The 20798-nt window shown below is 59.4% G+C and carries 20 protein-coding genes and 1 pseudogene; 16 read left to right on the top strand and 5 right to left on the bottom strand.

The annotated features are described in order from the left end of the window. The first annotated feature begins 55 nt into the window (after positions 1-55). Entirely contained in the window at positions 56-514 is a 459-nt protein-coding gene (locus ACVBAU_RS06240) for an Lrp/AsnC family transcriptional regulator (RefSeq protein WP_448328514.1), read from the top strand. A gap of 6 nt (positions 515-520) precedes the next feature. Here ACVBAU_RS06240 and ACVBAU_RS06235 read toward each other — a convergent pair whose 3' ends face one another. Continuing rightward, on the bottom strand, positions 521-1006 hold the full coding sequence (locus tag ACVBAU_RS06235; RefSeq protein ID WP_448328512.1) for a MarR family winged helix-turn-helix transcriptional regulator: 486 nt from the start codon (positions 1004-1006) through the stop codon (positions 521-523). A 96-nt stretch (positions 1007-1102) separates the two neighbouring features. Between ACVBAU_RS06235 and ACVBAU_RS06230 the strand changes: the two are divergent. From ACVBAU_RS06230 to ACVBAU_RS06210, 5 genes and pseudogenes are all read left to right on the top strand, one after another. Next, a pseudogene (locus ACVBAU_RS06230) lies at positions 1103-4252 on the top strand (4Fe-4S double cluster binding domain-containing protein). 118 nt (positions 4253-4370) lie between these two features. Then, on the top strand, positions 4371-5426 hold the full coding sequence (locus tag ACVBAU_RS06225; protein WP_448328510.1) for a methionine ABC transporter ATP-binding protein: 1056 nt from the start codon (positions 4371-4373) through the stop codon (positions 5424-5426). Next, positions 5416-6090: a methionine ABC transporter permease gene (locus tag ACVBAU_RS06220; protein ID WP_448328509.1), complete on the top strand. Its 675-nt coding sequence runs from the start codon at positions 5416-5418 to the stop codon at positions 6088-6090. Before ACVBAU_RS06225 ends, ACVBAU_RS06220 begins: the two co-directional genes overlap by 11 nt. Positions 6091-6142: 52 nt before the next feature. After that, positions 6143-6919, top strand: a complete 777-nt coding sequence (locus ACVBAU_RS06215) for a MetQ/NlpA family ABC transporter substrate-binding protein (RefSeq protein WP_448328507.1) — start codon at positions 6143-6145, stop codon at positions 6917-6919. Positions 6920-7096: 177 nt separating this feature from the next. Continuing rightward, on the top strand, positions 7097-7876 hold the full coding sequence (locus tag ACVBAU_RS06210) for a potassium channel family protein (RefSeq protein ID WP_138923958.1): 780 nt from the start codon (positions 7097-7099) through the stop codon (positions 7874-7876). A 62-nt stretch (positions 7877-7938) separates the two neighbouring features. Here the strand turns inward: ACVBAU_RS06210 and rlmF are convergent, their stop codons facing one another. Beyond that, on the bottom strand, positions 7939-8856 hold the full coding sequence (gene rlmF / locus ACVBAU_RS06205) for a 23S rRNA (adenine(1618)-N(6))-methyltransferase RlmF (protein WP_448328505.1): 918 nt from the start codon (positions 8854-8856) through the stop codon (positions 7939-7941). 208 nt (positions 8857-9064) lie between these two features. Here rlmF and hmgA point away from each other — a divergent pair, with 208 nt between their 5' ends. From hmgA to ACVBAU_RS06155, 10 genes are all read left to right on the top strand, one after another. Continuing rightward, a complete protein-coding gene (gene hmgA, locus ACVBAU_RS06200) occupies positions 9065-10426 on the top strand; it encodes a homogentisate 1,2-dioxygenase (RefSeq protein WP_448328503.1) in 1362 nt (453 codons plus the stop codon). Continuing rightward, the gene (maiA, locus tag ACVBAU_RS06195; protein WP_448328501.1) at positions 10423-11076 is read left to right on the top strand and encodes a maleylacetoacetate isomerase; all 654 of its coding nucleotides are present in this window, start codon (positions 10423-10425) and stop codon (positions 11074-11076) included. The genes hmgA and maiA overlap by 4 nt, the downstream gene beginning before the upstream one ends. After that, positions 11073-12329, top strand: coding sequence for a fumarylacetoacetase (gene fahA / locus ACVBAU_RS06190; RefSeq protein ID WP_448328499.1), 1257 nt, complete (start codon positions 11073-11075; stop codon positions 12327-12329). The genes maiA and fahA overlap by 4 nt, the downstream gene beginning before the upstream one ends. A 12-nt stretch (positions 12330-12341) precedes the next feature. After that, positions 12342-13292, top strand: coding sequence for an MBL fold metallo-hydrolase (locus ACVBAU_RS06185; RefSeq protein WP_448328497.1), 951 nt, complete (start codon positions 12342-12344; stop codon positions 13290-13292). A gap of 23 nt (positions 13293-13315) precedes the next feature. After that, positions 13316-14941, top strand: a complete 1626-nt coding sequence (locus ACVBAU_RS06180) for an FAD-dependent oxidoreductase (RefSeq protein WP_448328495.1) — start codon at positions 13316-13318, stop codon at positions 14939-14941. A gap of 2 nt (positions 14942-14943) precedes the next feature. Beyond that, complete coding sequence (locus ACVBAU_RS06175) at positions 14944-15126, top strand: DUF2783 domain-containing protein (RefSeq protein ID WP_138923965.1); 183 nt, start codon at positions 14944-14946, stop codon at positions 15124-15126. Positions 15127-15202: 76 nt separating this feature from the next. Beyond that, the gene (locus ACVBAU_RS06170) at positions 15203-15559 is read left to right on the top strand and encodes a hypothetical protein (protein WP_448328494.1); all 357 of its coding nucleotides are present in this window, start codon (positions 15203-15205) and stop codon (positions 15557-15559) included. A gap of 27 nt (positions 15560-15586) precedes the next feature. After that, a complete protein-coding gene (dctP, locus tag ACVBAU_RS06165; RefSeq protein ID WP_448328916.1) occupies positions 15587-16222 on the top strand; it encodes a TRAP transporter substrate-binding protein DctP in 636 nt (211 codons plus the stop codon). Then, positions 16219-16677 (top strand): TRAP transporter small permease, encoded by a 459-nt coding sequence (locus ACVBAU_RS06160; RefSeq protein ID WP_448328492.1) that lies wholly within the window; start codon positions 16219-16221, stop codon positions 16675-16677. Before dctP ends, ACVBAU_RS06160 begins: the two co-directional genes overlap by 4 nt. Further along, entirely contained in the window at positions 16670-17980 is a 1311-nt protein-coding gene (locus tag ACVBAU_RS06155) for a TRAP transporter large permease (protein WP_448328490.1), read from the top strand. The genes ACVBAU_RS06160 and ACVBAU_RS06155 overlap by 8 nt, the downstream gene beginning before the upstream one ends. A gap of 37 nt (positions 17981-18017) precedes the next feature. On the opposite strand, the gene ACVBAU_RS06150 is transcribed toward ACVBAU_RS06155, so the two are convergent. The 3 genes from ACVBAU_RS06150 to ACVBAU_RS06140 all read right to left on the bottom strand — a co-directional run bounded on the left by ACVBAU_RS06150 (position 18018) and on the right by ACVBAU_RS06140 (position 20730). Beyond that, on the bottom strand, positions 18018-19148 hold the full coding sequence (locus ACVBAU_RS06150; protein WP_448328489.1) for an aminodeoxychorismate synthase component I: 1131 nt from the start codon (positions 19146-19148) through the stop codon (positions 18018-18020). Next, positions 19149-19454, bottom strand: coding sequence for a Dabb family protein (locus ACVBAU_RS06145; RefSeq protein ID WP_206338714.1), 306 nt, complete (start codon positions 19452-19454; stop codon positions 19149-19151). Between the two features lie 280 nt (positions 19455-19734). Further along, positions 19735-20730, bottom strand: coding sequence for a zinc-binding alcohol dehydrogenase family protein (locus ACVBAU_RS06140; protein WP_448328487.1), 996 nt, complete (start codon positions 20728-20730; stop codon positions 19735-19737). Positions 20731-20798 lie beyond the last annotated feature (68 nt).

The raw sequence follows: 20798 nt of genomic DNA, 5'->3' as shown, positions 1-20798 counted from the left end.
TAATGATTGCGCCAAAATACGAGTTTGAGGCACATCCTGCCCCTAAGAGGCCAAAATGGACAGCAAGGATCGCGAGATCATAAAAGCGCTTCAACGCAATGGTCGGCTGACCAATCAGGATTTGGCCGCACAGGTGAACCTGTCACCCTCCCCCTGTTTGCGCCGCACCCGCACACTTGAGGAGAAGGGCGTCATCAAGGGCTATACCGCCATTGTCGACGAACGCGCCTATGGGCTGCCGGTGACCGCACTGGTACGCATAAGGCTGAGCAGCCACACGGGCGAGGTGGTGAAACTGTTCGAAAAGAAGGTGCACGAGACCGACCAGATACTGGACTGCTATGTCATCACCGGCAGCGAGGATTATTTGCTACGGGTGCTGGTCGAGGACCTAAAAAGCTACGAGGAATTCGTGCGCCACAAGCTGCATAATATCCCCGGCATCGCGTCGATTGATTCCAGCTTTGCCTACGGCGTGCTGAAACAGTCGAACGTATTTCCTGCCGTGACCTAAGCCGCGCTACGGGTCGTCGAACCGGTCGTGGACGCCTTCTAGCAGCGTATCCAGCGACGATAGAAAATGCGCGGCCGCCTGGCGGTCGAGCTTGCCCAGAAACCGTGCCTGATGCGTGTCGACCAGCACCCGCGCCCGCGCCAGCAGGTCTTGCCCCGCGCCGGTCAGCGTGATCGCACGGGCGCGCCCGTCCCCATCCGTCAAGTTCTGCAGCAGCCAGCCCTTGGCGCGCATCTGCTTAAACGTCCGTGACGCGGTGGGGCGGGTGATCCCGATATTCTCGGCGATTTCAGAGGGTGCGGTGATGCCTTCCAACGCGATGCTGGCCAACACGCACCATTCCAACCGTGTCAGCCCAAGCTGCGACAGCTCTTTGTCCAGACTAGCGCGCATAATTGCCGCCAGCCGCGACACGCGAAAGCCCAGCCTGTCGTGCAGGCTGTAGGAAGCGGCGGAATTTTCGGGTTCGCTCGTAAGGTCGGGTTCGCTCATAACGCATGAATACTTCATTTTTGCCGCGCCGCTACTGTTTGCTTGCAAAATAGTTGATCAAAGGCAACTATAATGCCGAAATCAAAGGTAGTGACCATGACCCCACGGCTGCGCTCGCGCAAAAACCGCCCCCCCCACATGGGCGCATATCAGACTGAAAAGCTGCAGCGCGCAGATGGTGCGGCAGGGCCTGTGCCAGCTTTCAAAGCTTTGGGGCCTGCGGAGGATGACCGCCCTCTGGCGCAGGCCACGCGCGATCATCGCGCCATGCTGGATGCGATCCGCGAAGGTCTGGTGAACACCGCTTTGGCCGACATCCCCGCCGATCTGACAGAGCGCGCGCAGCACCTCAAGGCGTTTGCCTATTTCAACGACGCGACGATGGTGGGGATTTGCAAGCTCGCCCCCGATCACCATTTGGCACAGCCCCTCCGCAACGCGGATGTCGCGCGGTTGGCCCAGGATTTGCAGACGCGACAGGTCAAGACGCTGGCCTCGGGCGTGGATGCGATCATGGCGGACCTGCGCGATTCAGTCTCGGCACCAGAGACAGTCATCAACGCGCATACCCATGCGCTGGTGGTCCTGTTTGCGCACCCCCGCGCCGTTGAGCAGAATGAACCCGGTGCCGCGTGGATTGCGGGGATGGAGGATCACCGATCCTCTCTGCTGGCCGCTGAATCGGCGGCGGTGCTGTCAAATTACATCCGTTTGCTGGGGCGTCCGGCGCGCGGGCATACCATGACGGCAAGTGATGTGGACCTGAGCCAGCTGGCGGTGGCGGCGGGGCTCGCCCTGCCCCAAGACGGCCAGTTGACCGCCCCCTTTGTCGGCACGCGGTTTTCGCTGGCCGCGATCACCATGGCAATGGACGTGGCCTGCGACCGGCCCTTGGCCGCCACAGCCACCCTGCCCCGCACACCGCCCGCCTATGCGACGCGGCGCTTTGCCGATGGCGCGCAGCCGTTCGAAAAGCTTAAACGCGTGGACAGCCCCACGACCTATATGGATGAGCCCCGCATCCCGCGCCTGCCCAAACGTACCGATATGTTCAGCCGTGCGCTGTTCGGGGATATGGGCAAGAAAACTGCAAGACGGGGCCACCGGCGGGCGGTACATTCGCAAAACGCCGACATCCATGGCGCAACGGCGTGCCTTGGGGGCTTTCTGCCTGCTGCAGGATGGCAAGGCGGCCGAGACACAAATATCCCCAGCCCCTCAGCAAGCCGCAGAGATGGTCAAAGCCGTCGCCTATTTTCTGGGGGCCGATGCCGTGGGCGTCAGCCGTTGCCCCGACTGGGCGTGGTACAGCCATGACGCCACCGGCACCGCGATTGACCCGCCCCATGATCAGGCGATCAGCCTTGTCATCGATCAGGGATTTGACACGATGGAGGGGGCCTCGGGCGATGACTGGATCAGCGTGGCGCAATCCATGCGGGCCTATCTGCGATTCAGCCTTGTGGGCGGCGTGCTGGCGCGGTTGATCCGCGATCTGGGCTATCCGGCCAAGGCGCATACGGTGATGGACGGCGATGTGCTGCAACCGCCCTTGCTGTTGCTGTCGGGCCTGGGCGAGGTCAGCCGCATCGGCGAGGTGATCCTGAACCCCTACCTTGGCCCACGTCTGAAATCGGGAGCGGTGACGACCACCCTGCCGATGATCCACGACAAGCCGATCGATTTCGGCCTGCAGAAATTCTGCGAAAGCTGCCAGAAATGCGCCCGCGAATGCCCCTCGGGGGCGATCACGGCGGGGCCGAAGCTGATGTTCAACGGCTATGAGATTTGGAAGTCGGACAGCCAGAAATGCGCCACCTACCGGATCACGACCGAAGGCGGTGCCATGTGCGGGCGCTGCATGAAAACCTGCCCGTGGAACCTTGAAGGGATATTGGCCGACAGCGTATGGCGCTGGACCGCGATGAAGCTGCCTGCCACGGCCCCCGCCCTTGCCAAGCTGGACGATCTGCTTGGCCGCGGCGACATCAACCCCGTCAAGAAATGGTGGTGGGACCTGGAGGTGCAGGACGACGGCGGCTATCGACCCACCGACAAGCCGGTAAATACCCGTGGCCTGCAAAAAGACCTGAAGCTCAGCCCCAAGGACCAGACGCTTGCCGTCTACCCTGCACCCTTGGCCCCGCATCCTTATCCCTATCCCGACCCGATGGACCGCGAGGCCGGTATCCGAGCCTATGGCGAGATGATACCCGCCGCAACGCACCGCGCGCGGGTCGCACGCGGCGAGACGAAAGGATTGGTGCCCGCGCTCAAACCGCTGGCCGACAGTCCGGTGCTGGCGCTGACCGTCACGCGCGCTGACGTGCTGAGCGACGGGATCACGCGGTACGAGCTGCGCGACCCAGACAGGGCGGATTTGCCCGCGTGGCAGGCAGGGGCGCATCTGGATGTGGTGATCGCGCCCGAGTACCTGCGCCAGTATTCCATGTGCGGCGATCCGTCAGACCGGTCGCGCTACGTCATTGCCGTTCAGCGCGAGGATCAGGGGCGCGGTGGTAGTGCGCTGATGCACCGTATCTTTAGCCAAGGCCGCAAGATTTTCGCGGCGCGTCCGATCAACCATTTCCCCCTGACCGAAGACGCAGCCTTCAGCGTGTTGATGGGGGGCGGCATCGGGATCACGCCGATGATCGCTATGGCACATCGTCTGCACCAGCTGGGCCGGCCCTTTGCACTGCACTATTCGGCCCACACTGCCGCTGATCTGGCCTTTGCCGATGAAATCACCGCCGCCCCTTGGGCCACGCGCGCGGTGCTGCACATCAGCGATCAGGGCAGTCGGGCAGACTTTGATGCGATCCTGTCAGATCACCCCAAGGGCAGCCACGCCTACGCCTGCGGCACGCCAGCCTATATGGAGGCCGCGATGGCCGCCGCAGCCTATGCGGGTTTTGCCGAGGATCATTGCCATATCGAATATTTCGCCGTCCCCGAGGCCCCGCCGCGCGAGAACCACAGTTTCACGGTCCATCTGGCAAAGACCGGCAAGGATATCCACGTTCCCGCAGATCGCAGTCTGTCGGATATGCTGACAGAGGCAGGCGTGCCCGTGGACGTGAAATGCGCGCCGACGGTATTTGCGGCGTCTGCGCCTGCGGGCTGTTACAGGGCGACGCTGACCACCGCGATTATGTGCTGTCGCAGGCCCAACGCGAAACGACGCTGATCACCTGCCAGTCGCGCGCAACACAGGCGGATGGCCATCTTGTTCTAGACCTATAAAAACCTACCCGCCAAAGCGCCAGTAAAGACAGGGCGGGTATGCGAAAACTGCGCTTGCAATACCCCCTGCCTTTCTGTCTACGGGCGCCACCGCAACCGACCTCAGGCTGGACCGATCATGACAGAACCCAACGGCGCTTCGATCACGTTTGAAGACGTGGGCAAAGCCTATTCCAAATCCGGCGGTGCGACTGTCACGGCACTTGAAGGCGTGTCTTTGGCGATGGTGCCAGGGTCGATCACCGGCATCATCGGACGGTCCGGCGCTGGCAAATCAACGTTGCTGCGCATGGTCAACGGGATCGAGCAGCCCACGACGGGTGCGGTGCTGGTGGGTGGACAGAATGTCGGGGCCGCCAAAGGGGCCAAGCTGCGCGCGATCCGTCGCGATGTGGGGATGATCTTTCAGCACTTTAACCTGCTGGCCTCGCGCACCGTGGCGGGCAACATCGCCCTGCCGCTGGAAATCGCCGGTGTGCCATCATCCCAGATCAAACAACGTATCGCCGACCTGATCGAACGGGTCGGGCTGACCTCGCACGCCACACGCTATCCGGCAGAGCTGTCTGGCGGGCAAAAGCAACGGGTGGGGATCGCGCGCGCACTGGCCACAGGCCCCAAGGTGCTGCTGTCGGACGAGGCGACCTCGGCGCTGGACCCCGAAACGACACAAACCGTCCTGTCCTTGCTCAAAGACATCAACCGCGAACTGGGGCTGACCATCCTGCTGATCACCCACGAGATGGGTGTGGTCCGTGACATCGCCAGCCATGTCGCGGTGATCGACAGCGGGCGCATCGTCGAACATGGCGAGACCTATGATATTTTCACCGCGCCACAGCATCCGACCACACGGTCCTTCCTGTCGGGGGTGACCGGCGTCACCCTGCCCGCTTTCGTGAAGGACCGTCTGATGCCAAACCCACCCGCGCAGGGCGGCGAAGAGGTGATCCGCGTGACCTTTGCAGGCCAGCATGCCACCGACCCGATGCTGGCGCGGCTGACGCAGGACATGGGCATTCCGGTCAACATCCTGGCCGGTGCGGTCGAGGAAATCGGCACGCGCCCTTTCGGGAACCTGCTGGTGTCGCTGCCCGTGGCCAAGGCCGCAGAGGCGCGTTCATTTTTGGAAAGCCACGGGCTTATGACGGAGGTGCTTGGCTATGTCGGCTAACCTTATCAACCTACTGATCGAGGCCACGGGCCAGACCCTGTATATGGTGGCGGTTTCGGCGCTGCTGGGAACGCTGCTTGGCCTGCCCGTGGGGTTGTTTCTGGCGACCTCGCAACGCGGCGAGCTGCTGTCGGCACCGTGGGTCAACAAAATCCTCGGCCTCGTAGTCAATGCCACACGGTCGGTCCCGTTTATCATACTGGTGGTCGCGATCATCCCCTTCACGCGGATGGTCGCTGGCACGTCAATCGGCACGACAGCCGCTATCGTGCCGCTGACCATCGCCACCGTGCCCTTCATCGCGCGTCTGGTCGAAAACGCGATCCGCGAGATCGATTCCGGCCTCATCGAGGCGGCGCGGGCCATGGGGGCGACCCCGCTACAGATCATTATCAAGGTGCTGCTGCCAGAGGCGCTGCCCGGTATCACACTGGGCCTGACCCTCGCCATCGTCAGCCTGATCGGCTATTCCGCGATGGTCGGTGCCGTGGGCGGCGAAGGCCTTGGTGATCTGGGCATTCGCTATGGCTATCAACGGTTTATGCCGGATGTTATGGCGGTCGTTGTGATCATTCTCATCGTGCTGGTGCAGCTTGTGCAATCCATCGGTGAACGCATTGCCGTTGCCGTCGACAAGCGCGCCACCAAAAGCGGCGGGCAATAGCGCACCGTCGCCTCCTCCCCCTACTTCGTTTCCTAGTTAAAGGAGCATACACATGCTACGTCTTCTAACCCTGACATCCACAATTGCGCTGATGGCTACATCCTTGATGGCCGAGCAAATCAAAGTCGGCGTTTCCCCCGGCGAGCACGCCGAGATCATGGAAGAAGTCGCCCGCGTCGCAGAGCCGATGGGTCTTGAAATCGATGTCATCGAATTCTCTGACTACGTTGTGCCAAACCAAGCGCTGGCCGATGGCGACATCGAAGCGAACTCCTTTCAACACGTGCCCTACCTTGAGGCGCAGATGAAAGACCGCGGGTTTGCGCTGGCGGTTGTGGGCAACACGATCACCACGCCCATGGGCGTCTATTCGGACAAAATCACCGACATCGCCGACCTTGAAGAAGGCGCGACCTTTGGCATCCCGAACGATCCCACCAACGGGGGCCGTGCGCTGCTGGTCCTGCAACAGCTTGGCATGATCAAAATCGATCCCGCAGCTGGTCTGGTGCCGACGGTTCTGGACATCACCGAGAACCCCAAAGACCTGTCGTTCAAGGAACTCGACGCGGCACAACTGCCCCGTTCGCTGGCGGACTTGGACGCGGCGCTGATCAACACCAACTACGCGATTGCATCGGGCTTGAGCCCCAAGGAAGATTCCATCGCGATGGAAAGCGCCGACAACCCTTATGTGAACGTGATCGCTGTGCAGAAGGGCAAGGAAGACGCACCTTGGGTCAAGACCCTGCTAGAGGCATATCATTCGGACGAGATCAAAGCGTTCATCGACGAAAGCTACCACGGGACTGTGATTACATCCTGGTAAGGTAATTGCCGGATACCGCCTGTTGCACGGGCGGTATCCGGCGCATTTGTGCGTTGATAGCAGTGCCCACCGGTGACAGCGCAAACGCAAGACATTGATATTGGCGACACTTGCGCCAGTTTGACATGCAGCGGCATGTCGTGTGACCGTCCCCGAAACCTATAGCAAGTTGAACCGATGGACGATCTTCGCAGCACGCTCAAATCTTTGTACGACGGGCGCAGCACCCGCGCGCGGCGGTTCCGCTATGGCCTGATCCTGTTTGATTCAATCTCGATCGTCTACTTTATCGCAACTGCAGCCCTCACTTCGACGCCCCTTTTCGTCACGCTAAACACGGTCTTTGGCGTGTTTATCGTGCTTGATCTTGCCGCGCGGCTGTGGATCTCTACGAACCTGCGCAAAGAACTGCTGCGCATCTATACGCTTGCCGATCTTGTGGTGGTGATATCGCTGGTGCTTGCGCCGCTGATGGCCGAAAGCTTTGCGTTCTTGCGGGTGCTGCGCGGACTTCGACTGATCCATGCGTACCATCTATTGTACGATCTCAGGCGTGAAAGCATGTTCTTTCGCAAACACGAGGATGCGATCCTTGCGGCGGTGAACCTGCTGGTCTTTATCTTTGTCATCACGTCGCTGGTTTTCGTCCTGACCTTTGATGGTGATGCAGGCATCGCGGGCTATGTGGACGCGCTCTATTTCACTGTGGCGACGCTTACAACAACAGGCTTTGGTGACATCACGTTGACCACGACGGGCGGCAAGCTGTTGTCGGTTTTCATTATGGTGGTCGGCGTCGCGCTTTTTGTGCAGCTGGCGCGTACGATCTTCCAGCCCGCCAAGGTGAAACACACCTGTCCAGAATGCGGGCTAAGCCGCCACGAGTCTGATGCCGTACACTGCAAACATTGCGGCACCACGCTCAAGATCGAGACCAAAGGCGACACCACCGGTTAGGCCGCGCAGATCGGGCGGGCAGCGCGTCCGACCCGACCGTACGGCGCTCTCCCCTATCGCCTTTAAGCTTTCATAAAGGCTGGGCGTTGGTCTTTTCTGATAAAGGACCACGCGATAAACCGGCTTGTTTTCTGCCCCTGCGCCATTTCGACAACGTCGCAGTTGGCCACTTTGGCCTTTTTCAGGATTTTATATAGCGTCTGCACATTGTCCTTTTTCGACACGAGCGACGTGAACCACAGACATTGATCGGCAAAGGCCCGGCTTTGGTCGACCATATTGGCGATGAACTTTATCTCGCCGCCCGGGCACCAAAGCTCGGCGTTTTGACCGCCGAAGTTAAGCTTGCCAGAACGCCCCTTGCCAAGATTGGCCCATTTTCGCTGGGTGCCTTTGGCGGCTTTTTCCATCGAGGCGTGAAAGGGCGGGTTGCACAGGCTGACGTGGAAACGGTCGTCGGGCTTTATCACACCGTTAAAGACATCTTCGCGGGCGGGCTGCAGCCTCAGGTCCACGTCCAGATTGTTATCACGGCAAATCTGTTGCGCAGACTTAAGCGCCACAGGGTCGATATCCACGCCGGTGAAATGCCAGCCGTAAACGCTCTGCCCGGTGAGGGGGTAAACCAAGCTGGCACCGGTCCCGATATCCAACGCCTTGATCTTCGGCCCGCGCGGAATTTCGTTCCCGTTACTGCGCGCCAGCAGGTCCGCCAGATGGTGGATATAATCGACACGCCCCGGAATCGGAGGACAAAGATAATTGGCGGGAAGATCCCAGACCTCGACATCGTAGTGCGACTTGAGCAGCGCCCGGTTCAGCATACGAACAGCTGCCACATCCCGAAAATCAATAGTGGTCTCACCCGCGGGGTTGCGGGTCGTAAAGGGCTCCAATTCAGGGAGGCAAGCGACCAAGCGCGCGAAATCATAGCCCTCTTTATGCGGGTTACGGGGGTGTAGATTGGTCTTGGTGGCCATCGAGAAGCCTTTTTTGAAGGGGTGGGAAAGAAGCAAAGCTCTGCGCCCGTCTTACGCCCATGCGCCCCCAGAGTAAAACCAAAGCGAAAGGCCCCTCCCCGTGGTTCATCCAACGGGTCAATTATTTTTATCGCTCTCCCCAAAAAACCGTTGTTAGTTACAAATGCAACCTTTAGGCAATCAAAGAACCGGACCCATGGAGGCGACGATGACTGATAAAAAATATCCAACCCGCATGACCCAGGCCCCCTCCCTTGCAGGGCCAAACGCGGGATACATGCCTGGTTTCGGCAATGATTTTGAAACCGAAGCGCTGCCTGATGCCCTGCCCCAAGGGATGAACAGCCCACAAAAATGTAACTATGGCTTGTACGGCGAACAGCTGAGCGGCACGGCTTTTACCGCGCCAAGCCATCAAAACGAACGTACGTGGTGCTACCGCATTCGTCCGTCGGTCAAACATTCGCATCGCTACGAAAAGATCGACCTGCCGCACTGGAAATCCGCGCCCAATATCGTGGACGAGGTGACCAGCCTTGGCCAATACCGCTGGGACCCGCTGCCGCATAGTGACACGCCGCTGACATGGTTGACGGGCATGCACACGATGACGACCGCAGGCGATGTCCACACACAGGTTGGCATGGCGACGCATGTGTATCTCGTGACTGAATCCATGATCGACGCGTATTTCTTTTCCGCCGACAGCGAGATGCTGGTCGTCCCGCAAGAAGGCCGTTTGCGCTTTTCAACCGAGCTGGGAATTATCGACGTCGCGCCGCAAGAGATCGCCATTATTCCGCGCGGGCTGGTCTACCGTGTCGAAGTCCTTGAGGGTCCGTGTCGCGGGTTCGTCTGTGAGAACTATGGCCAGAAATTCGAGCTGCCCGGGCGGGGGCCCATCGGGGCCAACTGCATGGCCAACCCGCGTGACTTCAAGGCCCCCGTGGCCGCGTTCGAAGACCGCGAAGTGCCGTCGACCGTAACCGTAAAATGGTGCGGCGCGTTTCATGAAACCAAGATCGGACAATCGCCGCTGGATGTGGTGGCCTGGCACGGAAACTACGCGCCGATGAAATACGATCTGCGCACCTACTGCCCCGTGGGCGCGGTGCTGTTCGATCATCCTGATCCGTCGATCTTTACCGTTCTGACCGCCCCGTCCGGGCAAGAAGGCACCGCGAACATCGATTTTGTCCTGTTCCGCGAACGCTGGATGGTCGCCGAAGATACCTTCCGGCCTCCTTGGTACCACAAGAACATCATGTCCGAATTGATGGGCAATATTTACGGGCAATACGATGCCAAGCCCAAAGGGTTCATCCCAGGCGGCATCAGCCTGCACAATATGATGTTGCCCCACGGGCCTGACCGCAACGCCTTTGAGGGGGCGTCCAACGCGGATCTTAAGGCTGAAAAGCTCGATAATACGATGTCGTTCATGTTCGAGACCCGTTTCCCGCAGCAACTGACAAAATTCGCCAGCCATGAGGCCCCCTTGCAGGATGATTACATCGATTGCTGGGCCGACATCGAAAAGAAGTTCGACGGGACGCCGGGTAAGAAATGAAACTCTATTCCTACTGGCGATCGACCACATCCTACCGCATTCGCGCTGCGCTGAACCTTAAGAGTGTGGCGTATGACACGGTGCCGGTTGACCTTGTTGCTGGCGATCAGCGCGCGCCCGATTACGTTGCGCTGAACGCCGGCAAGGGCGTGCCGACCTTGGTGCTAAAGGACGGCACGGCGCTGACCCAGTCGATGGCGATCCTCGAGTATATTGACGCGACGTGGCCCGAACCGCGCCTGATCCCTGCTGATGCTTTGCTGCGGGCGCGGGTGATGGCGGTGGCGCATACCGTCGCGCTTGATATTCATCCTGTGAACAATCTGCGTCTGATCGGGCAACTTAGATCCCGTTTTGGTGCCACGCCCGATCAGGCAACCGATTGGATGTGCCACTGGATGAACGAAGGGTTCGCAGCGCTCGAAGCCATGCTGCCGGCCGGCGACAGCTTTGCCTTTGGTGACGCCCCCAACATCGCCGATATCTGCATTACGGCTCAGGTTTATAACGCCCATCGTTGGGGCGTTGACCTGACGCCATTCCCGAAAATCGCGCGCATTGAACGGCTTTGCCTGAATATCCCGGCCATCGCCGATGCGCATCCTGACACTCAGCCCGACACTCAGACTGACGCGAAAGTAGCCACATGACATTGATGAAAAGCTGGGTAACCAGCGCCAACACGCCCGACACCCCCTTTCCTCTGAACAATCTGCCCTATGGCGTATTTTCCGTCGGCGACGAAGACGCCCGCTGCGGGGTCGCGATTGGCGACATGATCCTTGATATGGCGGCGCTTGAAACCGCAGGGCTGATCCGTCTGGACGACGACGCCGCCTTCGACCTGCCGTTCTGGAATGATGTGATGGAACTGGGCCCCGACGTCTGGGCCAAGCTGCGCGCAAGGCTGCATGAAATGTTGGCCGAAGAGGCGGCGGATCAGGCGGCGATTGAACCCTACCTCGTCCCGCGCGCGGATGCGCAATTGCATATGCCGCTGATGGTATCCGAATACACCGATTTCTATGCGGGCCGTCAGCACGCACAGAATATGGGCGCGATCCTGCGCGGGACGCCAGATCTGCCGGCCAACTGGCTGCACATTCCGGTCGGCTACAACGGTCGCGCATCCTCTGTTGTTGTTTCCGGCACCGACATCCACCGCCCCAACGGCCAATCCAAGGCCCCTGACGCCGATGTGCCGTCTTTTGGCCCCTCCAAACGGTTGGATATCGAGCTTGAGATGGGCGCGATCGTCGGCACGTCTTGTGAATTTGGCACCCCGATCACGGTCGATCAGGCGGATGCGATGATCTTTGGCTATGTGCTGCTGAATGACTGGTCTGCCCGCGACATTCAGGGCTGGGAATATCAGCCGCTTGGCCCGTTTCAGGGCAAGGCTTTCGGCACGTCGATCTCTCCGTGGATCGTCACTGCGGCGGCACTTGATCCCTTCCGCACGGCGACACCAGCGCGTGAAAAGGAACTGCTGCCGTATCTCGACAGCACCATCGACGGCTTGTTCGACATCGAGCTCGAGGTTTTGATGCAGCCCGAAGGTGCCGCCACGGCGACGTCTCTGTCGAAAACCAACTATAGCCGGATGTATTATTCCGCCGCCGAACAGCTGTGCCACCATGCCAGCGGCGGCTGCGGCATGAACTCTGGCGATCTGCTGGGCTCCGGTACGATCTCGGGGCCAGATAAATCCGAATACGGGTCCCTGATGGAGCTGAGCTGGGCGGGGCGTGACCCCTTCACGCTCGATACCGGCGAGACCCGCACATTCATCGAAGACAACGACACGTTGATCCTGCGCGGTGCCGCAAAGGGCGACGGGTATCAGATCGGGTTCGGCACGTGCGAAGGCACGATCCGTCCCGCCGTTAAATTCCCCACATAAAGGACCAAGACAATGGCAAAAGCATTCGCATCCCAAGGGGATCTGTCCGAAAAGAAAATCACGTTCGACGAAGTCGGAGAGGGTCTGTGGGCGTTCACAGCCGAAGGCGACCCGAACTCGGGCGTCATCATCGGCGACGACAGCGTCATGATCGTCGAAGCGCAGGCAACGCCGCGTTTGGCCAATAAGGTCATCGAAAAAGTGCGCGAAGTCACCGACAAACCGATCAGCCATGTGGTACTGACCCACTATCACGCCGTGCGCGTGTTGGGTGCTTCGGCCTATGGGGCGGATCAGATCATCATGTCGGACGCCGCCCGCGCCATGGTCGAAGAGCGCGGTCAGGAAGATTGGGACAGTGAATTCCAGCGTTTCCCACGTCTGTTTGAAGGCCATGAATCAATCCCGGGCCTGACCTACCCGACGACCACCTTTAACGACAGTATGACGGTCTATCTGGGCAAACGTCGCGTTGATATCAAACACATCGGCCGTGCGCATACGGCAGGTGATGCGGTTATCCACGTGCCCGACCAGAATGTGATGTTCACCGGCGACATCGTCGAAGACCATTCTGCGTGCTATTGTGGTGACGGGTATTTTGGCGATTGGGGCCAGACGCTTGATAATATCAAAGCATATGATGTCGACGCCATCGCACCGGGTCGCGGGGCGGCATTGATCGGCAAAGACGCTGTTGAACGGGCAATTGAAAGCACGCGCGACTTTGTCCAAAGCACGTACAAGCCCGCACAAAGGGTCGCCATGAAGGGCGGCACATTGAAAGACGCATGGGATGCCGTGCGCGCCGAATGTGATCCGAAATTCCACGACTACGCGATCTATGAACACTGCCTGCCGTTTAACGTCAGCCGCGCCTTCGACGAGGCCCGCGGTATCTGGCACCCCCGTATCTGGACCGACAAACGCGATTTGGAAATGTGGACGCAGTTGCAGGGCTAAGGCCAAGTCTGGGAGGACAACTCATGGTCGACGTCCGTTACGACATCGCGTTCAAACTGTACCCATACGAAAAGGTCGCAGGTCAAGATCTGGCACCTCGACGACACCCTGTGGTGATCGTCGGGGGTGGGCCTGTTGGGATGGCAACGGCCCTTGATCTTGGGCGCAAGGGCACGCCTGTTCTGGTGCTCGATGACCACGAAGGCGTCGGACAAGGCAGTCGCGCCATCTGCTTTGCCAAACGCACGCTTGAAATCTGCGACCGTCTGGGGGCAGCCAAGGGAATGGTCGACAAGGGCGTCGTGTGGAACGTCGGCAAGGTGTTCCACGGCGACAAACGCGTGTTCGAATTCAACCTGTCGCCCGAAGACGGGCACAAGGCACCTGCGTTTATCAACCTGCAACAGCCGTATTTCGAGAAATACCTCGTAGAGGAAATTCGCGTGGCGCAGTCGCAAGGCGCGCCCATCGAAATTCGCGGGCGCAATGTGGTCACCGGTATGGCGCAGCAGGGCGACCATGTGCTGCTCGACGTCAATACGCCCGACGGCCCCTACCAGCTTGAGGCGGATTGGGTAATTGCCTGTGATGGGGCGCGTTCGCCCACACGCGACATGCTGGGGCTCGGCTTTGCGGGGCGCGTCTTTGAGGATAATTTTCTCATTGCCGATGTCAAAATGAAGGCCGACTTTCCGACCGAACGCTGGTTCTGGTTTGCCCCCCCTTTCAAAGACAGCGGTGCCTCTGCCCTGCTGCACAAACAGCCCGACGATATCTGGCGCATTGATTTCCAACTTGGGTGGGACATTGACCGCGCCAAAGAGCTTCGCGTTGAAAACATCCGTGCGCGCGTGGATGCGATGCTGGGCAAGGATGCCGAGTACGAGCTGGAATGGACCTCGATTTACACATTCCAATGTCGACGCATGGAAAAGTTTCGTCATGGGAACGTGCTGTTCGCGGGCGATAGCGCGCATCAAGTGTCGCCGTTTGGCGCACGCGGTGCGAATTCCGGCGTGCAAGACGCGGACAATTTGGCGTGGAAGCTTGATCTGGTGGTCAAAGGTCTTGCCCCCGATACGCTGCTGGACAGCTATTCAGAAGAACGGGTGCACGGTGCGGATGAAAACATTCTGAACTCCACCCGAGCGACCGATTTCCTGACCCCCAAGACCGAGATGAGCAAAATCTTCCGTGACGCTGTGCTCGAGCTTGCCCATGACCATTCTTTCGCGCGGGTTATGGTGAATTCCGGTCGACTGTCGCTGCCTTGCAGCTATGACGGTCTGTCGTTGAATGGGCCCGATGCGCTGAACGGCCCGACGGTCAGCCGGGTCGGTGCAAATTGCAGCGACGCCCCCCTGAAAGCCGGGTTCTTGCTGGATGTTCTGGGGGGGGATTTTACTGTTCTGGCGATCAACACAGAGGCGCCGCAGCTTGCGGACGTTGACGGGATCGCACTGAAGACAGTGACGTTGGATACCGGCCGTGACGACGCAAGCGGCGCTATCGCTGCGCGCTATTTGGGTGCCGCCCCCAGCGGCATTTATCTGATCCGCCCGGACCAACATGTCGCGGCCCGTTGGGCAGCAGCCAGCGCTGCCGACATCCAGTCCGGTGTGCGCATTGCGACAGGAAGAGGGCAGTGAACATGGAACTCAATCTGAACCCGAATATCAAAGATCCCGACGGATTTTATGATGAACTGCTTGGGGCGCACAGCGGGCTGAGCAAGGACGAAAGTGATGCGTTCAATGCGCGGCTGATCCTTATTCTGGCCAACCACCTGGGCGACAGGGCGATCCTGCGCGCCGCGTTGAACGCCGCAAAGTAACACCGTTCGAAACATCGGACATCGAAACATCGCGGCAGGGAGGCCGCGTTGAAACAACCCAAAGGGGGGAATACTCATGACGAAATTCACATCCATCGCGCTGATCGGCGCATTGCTATCGGGCACAGCTGTTGTGCCAGCCTTCGCGGATACCGAACTGGTGTTGTCCAGCTGGCTGCCACCGCGCCACCCGATCGTGGTCAACGCGATCAAACCTTGGGCCAAAGAGGTCGAAGAGGTCACGCAAGGCCGTGTCACCGTGCGGGTTCTGGGCCGTGCTTTGGGCAGCCCACCGGCGCATTTTGACATGGCCAAAGACGGCATTGCCGACATTACCTACGGGCTGCACAGCTTTAGCCAGGACGATCGTTTCGATGCGTCTCAAGTTGGGCAGTTCTCCTTTATCGGTGACGACGCCGTGACCGCATCGTAAGCGTTCTGGACCGTCTACACTGAAGATCTGGGCGCGCGTGACGATCACGAAGGCACCCATTTGCTCAGCCTGTTCGTCCATGGCCCCGGATTACTGCACAACAATGTGCGCCGCATTGAAACGCCCGAAGATTTTAGCGGCCTAAATATGCGCGTCCCCGGCGGCTATATTGCCGAATTCGTGGAAGACCTTGGTGCGACGCCGTTGTTCATGTCCTCTACCGAGGTCTACGAGAAACTGTCGCGCGGCGTGATCGACGGCGCGGCCTTTACCTACGAGGCCCTGACCGCGTTCAATCTGACGGACGACATCAAGTATTCGATGACCGTCCCGGGCGGGATCTATAACACGTCGTGGATTCTGGTGATGAACCAAAAGAAATGGGACGGCATAAGCGCCGAAGACCAAGCCGCGATTGATGCCATCTCGGGTGTTGCTTTTGCAGAGCGGGTTGGCGCGGCATGGGACGCGGCGGACGCCGCAGCCGTGGTCGCGATCGAAGAGGCCGGCATCGAGGTCTATGCCGCGCCAGCTGCGGTTCTTGACGCCGCGCGCGCATCGGCAACAACACTAGAGACCACATGGGCCGAAAGCCTTGGCAGCGAATTTGACGGGCGCGCCGCGCTGGCACGTCTGCGCGAAATCTCTGGTGTTGCTCAATGATCATGCGTCTGTTGGGCCGGGGGCTTGAAGTGTGTTCAATCGCACTTCTGCTTGGCCTGATGACCGTCACGGGCCTTGATGTGATCGGCCGATACTTCTTGAACGCGCCCTTGAAGGGGGCGTTCGAACTGACCGAAATTCTCTTGGCTGCCCTCGTGTTCACCGCGCTGCCACTGGTAAGCCGTGCGGGGGAACATGTGGATGTCGACATCGCCACGAGCTTCCTGCCCGCCCGCCTGCAACACGTGCTTTCGCTGGCCATCGCGATCCTGTGCGCGGGGACCTTACTGTTCTTTGCGTGGCGTTTGGGGCTGCTCAGCCAAGCGCAGGCAAATGATGGTGCACGGTCAGTGGCCTGGGGCGTCCCCTATGCGCCGCTTGCGCTGCTCGGTGCCGTCATGTGTCTGCTTGCGGCTGGCTATGGGATCATAAAAGGGACTGCCAAGAATGATTGAATCGACCGTCGGGATCCTGGTTCTTCTGGGTCTCATCTTTTTGCGGATGCCGATTGCCTTTGCGATGTCGCTGGTGGGCGGCATCGGTTTTGGCCTCATGCGTGACTGGAATGCCGCTGGCGCGATGGTGGGCAATGCGGTGTTCGAAACCGGGCTCAGCTATTCGTTATCCGTCGTGCCCCTGTTCATCTTTATGGGCAATATATTGGCGCAATCGGGCATCGCGCACGGGTTGTTTGCCGGTGCTGACCGGTTGTTCGGACGTATGAAGGGCGGGCTTGCGCTAGCCACGATCCTAAGCTGCGGCGGATTTTCTGCTGTCTCTGGGTCATCGCTTGCGACCGCTGCCACAATGAGCCGTGTCGCCATGCCGCCGATGCGGAAATTCGGCTATTCCGATAGCCTCGCCTCCGGTGCAATCGCTGCGGGCGGGACGCTCGGGATCCTCATTCCACCCTCCGTGATCCTGATTATCTACGGCCTTTTGACCGAAAGCGACATCGGCAAGCTGTTTATTGCGGGGCTTCTGCCGGGGCTGCTTGGGATCATCCTGTACATGGTCGCCGTAGTGGTCGCCGTCAGGTTAAAGCCCGATCTTGCCCCGCCTGTGACGCAGTCGGAACCGATGACGAAACATGATCGTATCGGCGTATTTGGCACATTGGGACTGTTTGTTTTCATCATGGGCGGCATCTATGGCGGGTTCTTTACCCCTATCGAAGCCGCGGGCATGGGGGCCATTTTCTCGCTCGTCCTTGCGTTGCTTATCCGGGGACTGAACCGGAGCGGTTTCGTCGACGCTTGCCGCCAGACCGTGTCGTCGTCGGGCATGATCTTCGCGATCATCATCGGTGCCGAAATTTTCTCGGCGTTTGTGAACTTTGCAGGGTTGCCCGATGGTTTGGTCGATCTGGTCTACACTTATGATCTGTCCGCATGGGGCGTGATCTTTATCATGGTTGCGATCTATCTGATCATGGGCTGCGTCTTTGAAAGCCTGTCGATGATCTTGCTGACCGTTCCTGTGTTCTATCCGGTCGTGAGCCAGCTGGATTTCGGCGGCGGCGTATTGGGCGACCCGGAACTTGTTCTGATCTGGTTTGCCGTGATTGTCGTCGTCGTGACCGAGATCAGCTTGATCACACCGCCTGTCGGTATGAATGTCTTTGTCCTGCGCTCTGTCCTCAAGGACGTTTCGCTGAGCACGATCTTTCGCGGCGTATTGCCGTTCTGGATCGCCGACATCGTACGTCTGGCGCTGCTACTGGCGATCCCGTCGATCTCGCTTGTTCTGCTGACCTAGCCCGCCTCAAGCGGCAAGGAACGGACCGCCAATTGCCCTAAAGCTGGGCGAACCGCGCTTTTAGCAGCGCTTCGTCATATTCGCTTTGGGCGGTACTATCGTACACGACCCCGCCGCCGACGTTCAGCTTTGCCTGACCGTCGGCGGTGCAGGCTAACGTCCGGATGGCGACATTGAATTCCATCGTCCCATCGGGCGCAATCCATCCGACCGCGCCACAATAGGCGTCGCGGGCCGTCGTTTCGAGGTCCGAAAGGATCTCCATCGCGCGAATTTTTGGCGCACCTGTAATTGATCCGCAGGGAAAAACAGCCGTCAGGATATCAGTCAGTGTGCAGTCGGGACGGATCGTCGCCGTCACCTCCGAGATCATCTGATGCACCGTCGCATAGCTTTCGATTTCGAACAGGGCCGGCACCCGTACGCTGCCTATCTCTGAAATACGGGCGAAATCATTTCGCAGAAGGTCAGTGATCATCAGGTTTTCGGCCTGATTTTTCTCGGACGCACGCAGCCACGTTTTTAGCGCTTCATCCTCTGCGGCATCCGCGCCACGGTTGACCGTTCCCTTCATTGGACGGGTGCGCAGCTGTCCTTGGGCCGAAAGCGAGAAAAACAGTTCGGGCGAACGACACAACAGCTTTGCGCCGCCAAGATCAACAAAGGCACCGTAGGGCACGGGCTGTTTTTGTTTCAGCTGCTCATAAAGACGATCAAGACGGCCCTCGTAGGTCGCCGTCATAGGGAACGTCAGATTGGCCTGATAGATATCCCCGTCGCGCAAGTAGCTCTGAATGGCATCAAAAGCCGTCTTGTAGGTTGGAAAATCCCACTCAGGTTTGAAACGTCCAAGGCTGGCGTCGCCTGTCGAAACCGGCGCGGGCGGCGCATCAACCCGATCAAAGACGCCAAAGCGCAGCAACGGTTCGCTCCGATCTGCCGGCAATCTGCCGCGCAGTTTCGGAATGAGCGCGTAGCCCAGTTCGTAGGACGCGGTCCCTGCGAGCCATTTTCCGGATTTGTGTTCGGTTTCTATCGCGCGCAGGGTATCGGCCACCTCGTCGGGGTGCCAAGCCTCGATGAGGTGTGCCGGTCGATGAAACCAAGAGCCGGTTCCAAGCGGCCCCCGGTCAAACAGGATCGACGGACCTTGCGCGGTGTGTGCCATTTAGAAATCAGCTGCGATACGCATTTCACGCAGCGGGCGGACGATGTCGATACAGTCTTGATAAATCTGATGCGCCCGATACGCCGTCAACGCAGCCTCGTTTTCGAACTCGGCATAGACGATCACATCAACGTCATTGCCAAAGCGATCTTCATTCCTGTTCCGCGAGACCTCGAAATGCTTCACCGACGGGATGGTTCCGAGCATGGACAGACCTTCGACAATTTGGTCAATATCCTTGGCGTCTTTGCTGCTGAAAAACACGACGTGACGAATGATCTGGCCGTTAGATTTCTTGTCTGACATTTGACTGTTCCTATGCACGGTTAGCGGTGGGACTTCGGGTGTGGGACATGCTGTTCCCGCCGCTGCTGCTCATCTCACGAGACCATCTGCAACACAATACTGGCAGCGGCGGCGCGCGCATCCACCTTGCGCATCTCAGCAAACCGCCGGCCCGTGGCCTCGCGATGCAAGGCCACAGCGCACATATCAACCAAGTCACCCTCGTGGCTTGGCACGACCGCTTCAGGCAGGGAAACGCCCCTATGTGGACCAGCACCCCTGCCCTTCAGTCAGTGCCGGCTCAAAAGCCGCCCAACACCTGCTTGCCGATCACGCGGCCGCTTTCTTGCTTCAGATGGGCGGCGCGCAGGGCTTCGATGGTAAGGGCGTCTCCTCTTTCGGTGACGGTGGATTGCAGGGTGCCTGCGTCGATCATCTCGGCGACACGGTTCAACAAATCACGCTGGGCACAAATATCTTCAGTGCCAAACATCGAGCGGGTGAACATAAATTCCCAATGGATGCTCAAAGCCTTGGGCTTTGCCGCCTTGATGTCGAGAGCTTCGGGATCATCAATCAAGGCGATCTGACCGCGAGGTGCAATCAGATCGATGATCGCGGGCCAGTGCTGGTCCGTCGCGGTCAGCGCGGCGACATAGGTGGGGACAAGACCAAGGTCAGCCACCTGCGCAGCCAGATCGCCACGGTGGTCCACCACGTGATCCGCCCCCATCTTGCGCACCCAGTCCTGCGTTTCGGGCCGCGAGGCAGTGGCAATAACCGTGAGCCCGGTCAACGCCTTGGCGAGTTGGATCAAAATCGACCCCACCCCTCCGGCACCGCCGATGACCAGTAGCGTCTGGCCACTGCCGCCCCCCTCGGTCAGGCGAAAGGCGTCAAACAGCATTTCCCAAGCGGTGATCGACGTAAGCGGCAGTCCGGCGGCATCGGCAAAGTCGAGGCTGGCAGGCTTACGTCCCACGATCCGTTCGTCCACCGCATGAAATTCGGCATTGGTACCGGCGCGGGTGACATCACCGGCGTAATATACCGCGTCGCCGACCTTGTAGCCTGTCACCTCATCGCCGGTTTCAGTGACGACGCCAGCCGCATCGAACCCAAGCACGCGCGCAGCGCCTTCAGGCTCTACGCCGGCGCGCAGTTTGACGTCCACCGGATTGACCGAGATCCCCTCGACCGCGACCAAAAGATCGCGTGGTCCGACCACTGGCTGGTCCATTTCAATAATTTCGAGCGTGTCTGCGTTGCCCGCTGTGCTGTAGCCGATGGCTTTCATGTGTTGGTCCTTTTTTCTGTTGAATGACAGATAGCCCTTGCGAAACCATAAAAATACGGCAGTTTTCG

This window comes from Sulfitobacter sp. M13 (assembly GCF_053474885.1).
This window is presented reverse-complemented; position numbering and strand designations above follow the sequence as displayed.